Origin of the sequence: Mesorhizobium sp. B2-2-3, assembly GCF_006442405.1 — a bacterium.
In the GTDB taxonomy this organism is placed as follows: domain Bacteria; phylum Pseudomonadota; class Alphaproteobacteria; order Rhizobiales; family Rhizobiaceae; genus Mesorhizobium.
This window is the reverse complement of the sequence record NZ_VFWC01000005.1, coordinates 239063-249744: the sequence shown is the minus strand read 5'-3', so window position 1 is coordinate 249744 and position 10682 is coordinate 239063. Positions and strand designations below refer to the sequence as shown.

At 62.0% G+C, this 10682-nt stretch carries 12 protein-coding genes; 7 read left to right on the top strand and 5 right to left on the bottom strand.

Translation table 11 applies throughout. The features are described from left to right. The first annotated feature begins 5 nt into the window (after nucleotides 1–5). The 5 genes from FJ951_RS11815 to FJ951_RS11795 all read left to right on the top strand — a co-directional run bounded on the left by FJ951_RS11815 (nucleotide 6) and on the right by FJ951_RS11795 (nucleotide 3567). Complete coding sequence (locus FJ951_RS11815; RefSeq protein WP_140515171.1) at nucleotides 6–374, top strand: hypothetical protein; 369 nt, start codon at nucleotides 6–8, stop codon at nucleotides 372–374. Nucleotides 375–442: 68 nt separating this feature from the next. Further along, on the top strand, nucleotides 443–718 hold the full coding sequence (locus tag FJ951_RS11810) for a hypothetical protein (protein ID WP_140515170.1): 276 nt from the start codon (nucleotides 443–445) through the stop codon (nucleotides 716–718). A gap of 92 nt (nucleotides 719–810) precedes the next feature. Next, complete coding sequence (locus FJ951_RS11805) at nucleotides 811–2010, top strand: ABC transporter substrate-binding protein (RefSeq protein ID WP_140515169.1); 1200 nt, start codon at nucleotides 811–813, stop codon at nucleotides 2008–2010. A gap of 19 nt (nucleotides 2011–2029) precedes the next feature. Beyond that, nucleotides 2030–2716: a thermonuclease family protein gene (locus FJ951_RS11800; protein WP_140515168.1), complete on the top strand. Its 687-nt coding sequence runs from the start codon at nucleotides 2030–2032 to the stop codon at nucleotides 2714–2716. Between the two features lie 104 nt (nucleotides 2717–2820). Continuing rightward, the gene (locus FJ951_RS11795; protein WP_140515167.1) at nucleotides 2821–3567 is read left to right on the top strand and encodes a GGDEF domain-containing protein; all 747 of its coding nucleotides are present in this window, start codon (nucleotides 2821–2823) and stop codon (nucleotides 3565–3567) included. Between the two features lie 124 nt (nucleotides 3568–3691). Here the strand turns inward: FJ951_RS11795 and FJ951_RS11790 are convergent, their stop codons facing one another. From FJ951_RS11790 to FJ951_RS11770, 5 genes are all read right to left on the bottom strand, one after another. Next, nucleotides 3692–4504 (bottom strand): formylmethanofuran dehydrogenase subunit C, encoded by an 813-nt coding sequence (locus FJ951_RS11790; protein ID WP_140515166.1) that lies wholly within the window; start codon nucleotides 4502–4504, stop codon nucleotides 3692–3694. Beyond that, nucleotides 4501–5409 (bottom strand): formylmethanofuran--tetrahydromethanopterin N-formyltransferase, encoded by a 909-nt coding sequence (fhcD, locus tag FJ951_RS11785; RefSeq protein ID WP_140515165.1) that lies wholly within the window; start codon nucleotides 5407–5409, stop codon nucleotides 4501–4503. Before fhcD ends, FJ951_RS11790 begins: the two co-directional genes overlap by 4 nt. Further along, nucleotides 5397–7028, bottom strand: a complete 1632-nt coding sequence (locus FJ951_RS11780) for a formylmethanofuran dehydrogenase subunit A (protein WP_140515164.1) — start codon at nucleotides 7026–7028, stop codon at nucleotides 5397–5399. The genes fhcD and FJ951_RS11780 overlap by 13 nt, the downstream gene beginning before the upstream one ends. After that, nucleotides 7022–8128 (bottom strand): tungsten formylmethanofuran dehydrogenase, encoded by a 1107-nt coding sequence (locus tag FJ951_RS11775; RefSeq protein ID WP_140498161.1) that lies wholly within the window; start codon nucleotides 8126–8128, stop codon nucleotides 7022–7024. Before FJ951_RS11775 ends, FJ951_RS11780 begins: the two co-directional genes overlap by 7 nt. Nucleotides 8129–8246: 118 nt before the next feature. Next, on the bottom strand, nucleotides 8247–8627 hold the full coding sequence (locus FJ951_RS11770) for a 4a-hydroxytetrahydrobiopterin dehydratase (protein WP_140498164.1): 381 nt from the start codon (nucleotides 8625–8627) through the stop codon (nucleotides 8247–8249). A 156-nt stretch (nucleotides 8628–8783) separates the two neighbouring features. On the opposite strand from FJ951_RS11770, the gene FJ951_RS11765 reads away from it, so the two are divergent. Further along, nucleotides 8784–9755 (top strand): beta-ribofuranosylaminobenzene 5'-phosphate synthase family protein, encoded by a 972-nt coding sequence (locus FJ951_RS11765; protein WP_140515163.1) that lies wholly within the window; start codon nucleotides 8784–8786, stop codon nucleotides 9753–9755. 30 nt (nucleotides 9756–9785) lie between these two features. Then, nucleotides 9786–10679: an NAD(P)-dependent methylenetetrahydromethanopterin dehydrogenase gene (locus FJ951_RS11760; RefSeq protein WP_140515162.1), complete on the top strand. Its 894-nt coding sequence runs from the start codon at nucleotides 9786–9788 to the stop codon at nucleotides 10677–10679. Nucleotides 10680–10682 lie beyond the last annotated feature (3 nt).

Here is a 10682-nt window from a genome sequence, read left to right as displayed (position 1 = left end):
GCAACATGAACAGAATCTTGCGGGTGGCTTTCGGGGCCGGGCTGCTGTCGATCTTGTCGACGGGCCTCAATGCCGCCGACATCATCGAAGGACCCACGGGCGATTATTGCGGTGTCGTCGGCACCTCCAACCTGGTGCTGAACGACAACATCGTCGATCTCAGGGATCAGGTGGTGAAGCTGATGGACGAGTCGGTCGCCGTCGCCAACAGCTCGGAGTGGATCAATTCGTCCCGGCCGGTTTTCGTCTGGGCCTCGGAAGCCAAGGTCGCCTGCGGCATGGCTTACGGCTATCTCAAGACGAACTACAAGGACGAGGACACGCTCAACAAATGCGAGTGTCTCCACGATCGCATGGTTGAGTACATGCACTGACCGGATAGGCAACCTGCGCCTGTTGGCCACCATGGCAGCGGACGGATCAACTCCTGAAGGCGATCGCCGTGGCCGGCATTGGCCAAGTCGTCACGCTGGCTTGCGCCGACCGGCTGGAGCAGCCTCCCATGGCACAACGTCGTCCGGCTCGGCGCAGCCGATCCATTGTGACGCAACCGCAGTGTGGCATGCGACAGACATTCAAGGCGTTCGCGAGCTATCAGCCGACCGCGCCGTTGCCGATGGCGACGTTCGGCGTTTCCGCGTTTTCGTCGGACCGCGATACCTTCTCAGGGCAAGCGCGACAGATCGGGGCGCTGAGGGCTCGGCTCTTCGGCGGCTGAAGAAAAACAGGACGGCACGACCAGTTCGCCGTAACATGCGTCGGAGACCAGACCGGGAATAATAAACCGGCGGTGAACAGGGTGGGACAATCATGGAAGCTGGCCGACGGGTCCGTGGGCTGAAGATTTGGGCAACCGCCTTGGCGCTCGCCGCGGTATTGTCGGGCTGCCAGTCGAAGGAGGGCGTTACCGAAGCGCTCGATCCGGCGGCGATTGCCGCGCCTGCCGGGCAGGATGGCGCCGAGGGCGCCGGCCCGGCCCAGGCAACGCAGTCGCTGGGTACCGGTTCGACGAAAATTACCATGCTGCTGCCATTATCCGCCCCGGGAACGGCGGGGCAAAATGGCCGCAAGATGCTCGATGGCGCCAAGCTCGCGATGACCGATATCGGCAATGGGTTGCTTACGCTGACCGTGGAGGACACCAACGGGGACAACGCACAGGCCGGCAAATTGGCGCTGCAGGCCCTGACGACCGGCACGAAAGTCGTCATCGGGCCGACCGAACTGCCGGCAGCCCAGCATATCGCCACATTGTCGGGATCGAAGCGGCCGCCCGTGCTGGCGCTTGCCGACAATTTCGCGGGCGGCGCCGGTGTTTATGCCGTGCGCCTCAGCGAAGCGGACAGTGCGGCGGCGGGCGCCGCGGGCATCGCCGCAAAAGGCGGAAAAAAATTCGTATTGTTTGTCGCGGGTGGCTCGAATGCCAGCACGGTCGAGAAGCGGGTCGCCAACAGTCTCAGCATCTATGGCGCGACGCTCGCCGTCACCGTTCCATATTCGGCCGGCGACAGCGCCGCCAAGGCGGTCGACGAAATGGCCTCGCTCGTGGACACTCCCGACGCTGTCATCATTGCCAGCGGCGATGCCAGCCCCTCGCCTATCCTTGCCGCCCTCAAATCAAAGGGCATTGCGGGCAAGGCGACCTCCGTCGTCGGAACCAGCCGTTGGCTGGAGCATCCTATGGAACCATCGTTCGATGGAGCCTATATCGCAACGCTCGATCCGGGCGAAACCGGGCCGATCGCCGACCGCTTCAGGACGACATACAATTATCCCGCCGACGTCAACGTAGCCTACGCTTATGATATGGTTGCGCTGACTGCCGGAATTGCCAGCGCGGTCGGACCTGACGGTTTCAGCAAACAGGTGCTCGAAAATCCGAGCGGATTTCGCGGATCGACCGGCCTGTTCCGCTTTCGCGCCGATGGATCCAGCCAAAGATCGATGCCATTCTATCGGATAGAAAAGGGTGCGCTCAAACTGGTTGCCAAATCGACCTCAGGGTTCTGACCGTCCGGTAACGAACGCTGTGCTGGCCCGCCTGGTCATTACGGTCGGAGGCCTCGAGCTGCTGTTCGGGATTGCCCTGATCATGCATGCCGGAGCCTTGCTTGCGACCGACAGGCCTGCCCTTGGGACTCGTGTCGAGAATGCCGGGCAACCAGCCCGGTCGCAGACGACTGTTCTCGACGGAAGATGGCGAGAAGCGCGCAGGGTTGCCGAGGGCATTGTCGCGCTGCCGTCGATTGACCTGCCCGAGATCGAGCGGATCGAAGCCCGGCCGCCGCTCGGCGACCTCGGCCTCGCCGTGCCCCCTAAAACGCCCATGCCAGATGACTGGCGCGAAACCCTGCTCTTCCGGCCAATGGCAACGTCATCGGCGACTTTCGAATCCATGGGACGCAAAGTGGCCGTCAGTGGCGTGGCCAGCATAGAACCGGAAGCCACCTGCTCGTTTCACGATGTCCGCTGGTCCTGCGGCCAGCGCGCACGCGCCGCCCTCAATTCCTGGCTGCGTGGACGCGCGCTGAAGTGCTTCATGCCGCCGGAGATCGAACGTTTTGCCATTGCCGCGCCGTGTAGCCTTGGCAAGCAGGATGTCGGCGCCTGGCTTGTGTCCAACGGCTGGGCGATCGCGCTGCCCACCGGCATCTATGGCAAGGCGCAAGCAGTCGCCGAGGACGCGGAGGTGGGAGTTTTCGGCCCGCCGCGATAGGCGAAATCGATTCACGATTCGCACATCGATCAAATTGTATGGTTTGCCGCAACTGAAATTGCGCATGCCGGCGCTATGCTCGCCGATCTGACAGGAGATTGGTAATGGCACAAGCCGAAACGACCGCCACCGAGCCGGTATGGAAGGGTGTCGCGTGGCTCGCCTTCCTGGGGACCGTTGGCAGCCTTGCCCTCTCAGTGGGCCTCAATTATCTGCTGTTGTTCAGCGATGTCTTGACGCCGTTCGGGCGCAGCATGGTCACTGCGGTGCTGCTGCCTCTGATCATCGGTCTGCCGCTTTTCGTATTGATCGGCTTGAAGCAGGCCCAGATCCGCGGCTACCGGCGGGAGCTCAACAGGGCCGAGACCTATGACAGGGTGACAGGCTGCCTGAACGGCCCGGTTTTCACCTCGATGGTCGAGCGGCGCGCGGCCAGGCCGTCAGCGCCAGGGCCGCGCGCCGGCGCCTTCCTGGTGATTCATGCCGAACACCTTCGCTCCATAAATCTTCGCTACGGTCCAGATTGGGGCGATGAGGCCTTGCGGCTCGTCGCCTCGGCCATTCAGTCTGCGGTCCGCAAGGAGGATATGGTAGGTCGCATAGGAACATCGATGTTCGGGGTCTTTCTTTCAGGTACGACCGAAGCGGAGGCCGCGGAAATTGGCGAGCGCATTCGGGCAAGCGTCGCACAGGTCTATTTCGCTCCCAAGGGGACCGAGGACGTTCTGGCGATCAGCCTTGGAAGCACCGTGTTTGAAACCGAGCTTGCATTCGAGGACATGTTTCGCTCAGCGGAAGCGCAATTATCCGCCCGCGCACCTGCCGAAACGCGCCCTGCAGGTCTCCAATAGCCCGGTGTAACGTGACCGAAGCCAATACCTGGCGGCAAATCGACGTTTGGACACATTTCTAAAGCTCAGCGAGCAGGGCCGCTCGACAGGCACAAGCATTTGATCGATCTCGTTGCCGGAAACCTCATCGGCGCGGAAAGAGAACCTCGCCCATTCCAAGCACCGCGTTGTCACCGCCATATTTATGTGGTGCGCTCCCCAGCAGCGGCCGTTTCAAAATGCCTTCTGCGATCAGATGACGATCGATGACGGTGGCAAAAACGCTCTCCGGCGCGCCACACTCGACGAAGCTCGGTGACAGATGTCCTGGCGCGCGATCAAGAAGGATCGAACCGCGACGCATCAGGTAGCCGGGCATTTCACCGATGCCACCGGCTACCACCAGCGTGCCTGCGATCATGCGGCTGCCGGCATAGTCGCCCGAGCCTTTCAGCACCGAGATCAGACCGCGCCGCATCCGATCCGCGGCGAAGGCGCCCGCCCTGCCCCTGACGATCAGCACGCCGCCATTCATGCCGGCCAGTTCGCCGACGAGCGGCGCACCAAGGTGATCGCCGGCATTACCTGTTATCTCCAGCCTGCCGCCGCGCATGCCAGAGCCGGCGTGCGGCCCCGCATTGCCTTCGATCGTCAGCTTGCCGCTGCGCATGGCGCGCCCGGCCTGCGCGCCAGCATTGCCGATCACGCGAACCGATCCACCTCCCATGCCTTGCGCCACCCGGTCGAGGCGCGTGCTTCCACCTTCGAACACGATGCTTAGCGGATCGCTGCCGGCGAGGCGAAAAATGTCGCCCACCTTCGATCCGTGCTTCGACATGCCGATCCGGATTTTTTCGATATCCCGTCTTTCGCTCCCAGCAAGCCGCTCCGGCGTCAGCGGCGACAGGTCGAGGCGCTCAGGCGGTTCGGCAACAAGAGTGAAGGTCAGCGCCTTCATGGCAACATATCCTTCAGCGAATAGATGAACTTACCGAGCTTGCCGCCGTAATTGCCGGCGCCGATGCGAACCGCGCCTTTCTTCGGTCCGATCTGGATGACGGCCTTGATGCCGGCCTTCATCGCCGCGGCAACGGCATCATTGGTCTCACCATCAATGACGATTTCCAGGACGGCGTTGATGTCGGGGCCGAGCTCACTGGCAACCACACCGCGCAGTGTCGGCGCGTAGGCTTCGTTGGCCGAGGCGATCATGCCCTTGTATTTGCCACCTATCTTGGAACCCGAACGGGCGATGCCGCCCGGGAACGGCACGATGGCACCGGGCACCATTCCGATCGCGGCGACCGCGGCCTCGGCCGCGACCAATGCGTTGGCGCTGCTTTCGGCCATGACAAAGAAATTGCCGCCGCCGACGGCTTCCTTCGTCAGTCCGGTTGTTGCCTCGCAGAGGAATTCACCATCCATGACGGGAATGCGCCAGAAATGCCTGTCGCCGATCTTCTTGGAGATTTGCCAGCCGTCGCCGAAATAACGCAGTGCCGAACCGAGCTTGAGCTTAGCGCTGCCCTCCAGCCCGGCAAAGCAGGCGGAGCCCGGCGAAGTCAAAACACACTGCCCGACGCGATTGAGCAGTTGCTTCTGCAATTCATCGGTTCCCATCGCGAAGATCATCACGCGGCAGCCGGGCCGGCCATCCGGGGTGGCTGACGGCGGCAGGTCGGCATCGATTGCCGCTTCGCAGCCGCAACCGATTACCGAGGTGGCGAAGCCGGTCATCGTGATCGCCGCCTGCCGTGCCCATTTCCGGTTCGGCGCGGTGATGATGATGGCGGTTGCCCGCATCCCAAAGGCTTCGGCAAAAGTATCGTCGATCGTTACGCCATTTACGCTCACGTTCGGCATGGCACCTCGCCGAATGGCTGTTCACGCGCAATCGCGGAATCCGGGAAATTGAACCAATCTAAGGACAGGCCGTAGCGCTGCTGGTGATAGTCCTCCAGACGCCGCACCATCGCCTTGTCCACAGGTGGATTAAGCCTGAGGGCCTTGCCCCAGCGGTAATGGATGATCTCCCCGTCCTGCACGACGAGATCGCCATCCTTGAAAACATATGCCGCCTGTCCGAGCATTTTCGCGATACTTTCGTTCCTGCGATAGACAGCAATATCGGCTATCGCGCCGGCGCCGAGATGGCCTCGATCCGTCAACCCAAGCAGCCTGGCCGGCGCTGCGCGCGTCATGATGGCTATTTCCTCGAACGTGTATTCGCGGTCGATTGCGGACAGGGTAGAGTGCGCTAAGGCGGATCGTGAAAGTCCAGCGGCCATTTCGGTGCGTGCTTCCCGCCTCATCAGCAGCTCGAACAGAGCCGGATAAGCGGTAAAGGGTGCACCGTTGGGGTGATCGGTGGTGAAGAACACACGCCAGGGATCGTCGATCAGGAGAAAAAGCTCGAGCCCGATCGCCCACTGCATCGTGCCATAAAAGTCCTTGCCATAGCTGTAGGGCACGATGCCGCCGCCATTGCCATCCCCGTCATGAATGACGGTCTTTTTCGGATGTGCGCTGCCCCGCGCCGAGAACTGCCGCATGACGTCGGAGGAGACCGTGACCGTCTGACCGAACATCACCTGACCGATATCGATGGTGACTTCCGGCGTCGTGTTGATAAGCTCGGCAAGCCGCGCGGCAGCGGAGGAAAATCTTCGCTTTCCTTCCGTGCCATAGCCATAGAACTGGAGGTGGGCGAGGTGCAGCGGCTGCCCATCCGCCGCCGCAATCGTCGCGGCCGCCGTGTCCGCAGATCCGGGAATGCCCAGATTGTTGCAATGGACATGCAAAGGATGCGGCAGGCCAAGATTGTCGACGGCGGCCTGCAGCGTCTTGACGATGTTGCGCGAGCTGACGCCGTAGGAAGGCACCACATCGTCCAGCGCGAACGTGCGTGCGTTTTCCTTGAAGGCGGCCGCTGCACCGGCATTGATCACCTTGACCCCGAGCGCTCGCGTCGAGGCGACCGTCCAGGCGACATAGTCCTCGATCATTTGAGGTGTGGCGGCGTCACGGATCATTGACAGCAGGAAGTCGTCGTTGCCGAGAATGGCGAGCGTCGCCTTGTCGATGATCGGGATGTCGGCCAGCTCGAGATGGGTGTGGAGTGCAGATCCCGGCGACATCGCCGGTTCGACGACCGTCGTGAAGCCCATCTTGGCGTAGAGACAGCCGGTCTGGAAGGTCGACCAGCCGGCATTGGAGAGCGGCGTGGTCGCCGGTCGGGCCTGATGGGCGGCATGCTGTTCGGGCAAGAGAAGCCGCGCGGTATTCACGTTACCGCCGCCAATGTGGGAGTGGATGTCGATGGCGCCCGCCATCACGATGCAGCCGGCGGCTTCGATGGTCCGGTCGGCCACCCCCTCAGCCGGCGCCGCGACGATCTTGCCGTCCTTGATCCACAGGTCGCCCTTGCCGAGACGGCTGTTGACGGGGTCGACGATGTCGCCGTTGGCAATTTTCGTCAGCATGGCAATGCCTCGGCGAAAACCCGACTGGCGACCAGGCGAATGATCGTCGCGGCGGAGGGCAATTTCGAAGCAGCGCGGGTATCAGTCGACTTCAGCGAGCCGGTACGGCTGGAATAGACAACCGCATCGTGATCGACTCCAGCTTCGCCAATGGCGATGGTGACCGCGGCGCCTGTGACCGGCTCTTCCGTTTTAGCCAGCGCAATCAGTGCCATGCGTCCCCTTTTTCTCGGGAGTTGGGCAACCGTGGCGGAGATCCGCAGGTGCAGGTCGGCTTCGCCGGCGGCGATCATGCGCGCCACATCGTAACGCCAGGGATCGAATTCCGGGAAGCCCCGCGCAAAGCCCGTGCGCAATGGAAAACCTGTCATCCAGGTCGAGGCGAGCACGCTTCCCCACCCGTTTTCGCTCGCGGGCAGATGAAGACCAGATGCACGTGATTTGCGATTGAGATCGGCGATCAGCCCCTGCAGCATCTCCAACGCCAACCCATCGGTCGCATGGCCTGAAAACAGGAACACGGGAAAATGCGCAGCCGCCAGAGCCTTGGCGAAATCGTTGAAGTTCGACACCGGTCGCGATGTTTGCCGCCCCTTGTACTGCGCCCTCAGCGCCGCCAGCGTGGCGCCGAGGCTAGCCTGGCCACAGGAAAGGAGCGTTGCCTTGCGCCCGTTTTTCAACGGCGGCGCGGACACCCCGTTCGATCCCACCAGGAAGAACTCGCGCTCAATCCCGGTCGAGAGATCGGGCCTGGTCGAGAGATCGGGAACCGTGCCAGCGAGTTCGGTAACAAGATCATGATGGGTTTGTGCGAGTTCGCCCACGATCACCACGATATCGGCACGCCGGCGCGTCTCCCCAGGGGCGACGGTCATCGCGCCCCTGTCGGTAAAAAGCATGGTCTCTCGGGCAAGTGCCGCGCCGTCGGTGTGATCGTATGCCGCGCCAAGCCGCTCGGCCAGCGCGATCGCCGCCCTCGTGCCGTGTATGTCCGTATCAAAGCTGAAAACCGGGCACCGGCTTGACGATAACAGCGACGCGGCATGCGCAGCCGCGCGCTCGACCAGCGCTTCCCGGTTGCCTATCCAAGCAACCGCCATTCGCTACACTACTTTCTGGTGCCGGCCCGATCCTAGACGAAACTGGATTGGCCGTGAACCCCGCTTGCCAGCAGATTAACGAATGTTTTCATACGCTATCAACAAACTCCGACCGCGCTTAATCATATTTGATGTAAGCGAAGCGTTGATCGGTCGCCGGAGTTCCCTCCAGCGCTCCGCCTTCCTTGGCCGGCTGCCACTGGACAACGTCCTCGATCTTTCTCGCCAACTCGAAGTCCTTGTCGGTGATACCCTTCGCCGCGTGATTCATCAGGCGTACCTCGACCCAGGCATAGGAAGCGGTGATATCGGGATGGTGCCACGCCGCCTCGGCGAGATGGCCAACCGTGTTGATGACCATCAGCGTCGACTTCCAGCTGTGGGTCTTGTATTTGCGCCGGATCCAGCCGTTTTCGTAGCGCCATTTCGGCAGCTCTTTCTCAAGCCGGTCGGCAATCTCGGCATCCGAATAGACCTTCTCCTTGACCGTTTCGCTCATCTCGACCTCCCCTAATTGCTCGGTCCGTCAACACGACAGGCCAAGCAGAAACATGAATGCACTCTCTTTGGCTTGCTCCCTCGACGAAAACAGTTATCATCGTGTCGGGCACCTAAACTTCCATGATGCATCCATGATGCACCCATCGGGGGGCAGATGTCGAATTTTGTTACCGTACGAGTGCCCGCTCGCCTTCACCTTGGCTTCCTCGATCTCAATGGCGATGCCGGACGTCGCTTTGGCAGCGTTGGGCTTCCGTTGAGTGAACCCGAAACCGTTGTCACCCTGTCGCGGTCCGGCGAGACCATAGTCGAAGGTTCCGAGAGCGTTCGCGCCGGTGAGCACTTGTCGACGCTCCGCAGGCATCTCGGCATTCGCGGCCAGCACCATTTGGTGATCGAACAGTCGATCCCGAGTCACGCCGGCCTTGGGTCCGGCACGCAGATCGCCCTTGCCGTCGCCTCGGCACTGCGAACGCTCCACAACCTGCCTCTCGATGTCGCCGGCGACGCGACCCTGCTCGAACGAGGCGGCCGATCTGGAATCGGCATCGCAAGTTTCGAAGACGGCGGCGTGATTGTCGACGCGGGCAAGGACGAGCGTGGCGGACCGCCTCCGGTCGTGGCGCGGCTGCCGTTTCCCGAAGAATGGCGCGTCATCCTCATCCTCGACCATGCCGGGCATGGACTGCATGGCGAGGCAGAGGTCGCGGCGTTCCGTTCACTGCCACCCTTCCCGACGGCGGGCAGCGGCGAGATCTGCCGGAGGGTACTGATGGGTATCATGCCGGCCTTGGTCGAGCGCGATCTTGCGGCATTCGGCGCTGCCGTCACCGCGATACAGATGCTGATCGGCAGCCATTTCGCTCCGGCGCAGGGCGGTGTGTTCACCTCAAAGCGGGTCGAGATGGTCGCTCACCGTCTCAATAAAGCGGGCGCCGTCGGGATCGGCCAGAGTTCCTGGGGACCCACAGGGTTTGCCTTCGCGCCGTCGCATGACGCCGCGCTCAAATTCGTCGGCGCGGTTCAGAAGACAGCCGTTGAAGACGGCCTTCAGATCAAGATCGTCAAAGGCAGGAACTCCGGCGCGAAGATCAGTTCGACCGGACTCGGTCTCGTCGGCAGCTGACGCTTCAGATTCCAAGCAGAAAGGCGAGAAATGGCCCGCAAACATATCCTGCATATGCTGACGCCGTTGAAGCACATGAGCCCGTTCGACGTGAACATGGCGCTCGACGCTGGCTTCGACAGCGTGGTCCCCTATGTCGATGTCGACCTTGGTGAGGTGACAGGCCTGGTTCAGGACGCGATCTTTTCGCGCCCGCCGGATGCGGGTGTCGATACCGGCATCTTTATCGGGGGGAAGGATGCTTCGTTGGCGCTCGACATGTTCGATGCCGCGAAGAAGGCGATGGTGCCGCCTTTCCAGGTTTCGGTATTTGCCGACCCCGCCGGCTCGTTCACCACGGCCGCGGCGATGGTGGCCAAGGTCGAAAAGGCGTTGGAGAAGAAATTCGAGCGCGGGCTGAAGGACACGAGGGTGGCTGTTTTCGGCGCCACCGGCGTGGTTGGCTTCTGCACCGCCGTCATCGCGGCAAGGGAGGGCGCCCGCGTCACGCTTGTCGGCCATGACGGCATCGAAAGGGTGAAGCAGATCGCTGCCGAGATCAAAAGCCGATTCAAGATCGGTGTCGATGCGGCTGACGGATCGAGCGATGCCCGGAAAGCCGATCTGGTCGAAGCAAGTGAGGTCATATTGGCTTGTGCGAAAGCCGGCGTCCAGGTGGTTTCAAAGGCCCAGTTGAGAGGAAGCGGCTTGCTTATCGCCGCCGACGTCAACGCGGTCCCGCCCGCAGGCATCGAAGGATTGGCCGCCAATGCCAATGGCGACCCGCTAGAAGCGGCAAAGGTCGTCGGGATTGGCCCGCTTGCCATCGGCAACGTCAAATATAAGGTCGAGTCTGGCCTTTTCAAAAGAATGATCGAATCCGAAAAAACGATCGCGCTCGATTTCCAGGAAGCGTTTTCCCTTGCACGCGAGATTGCCAAATAGCGC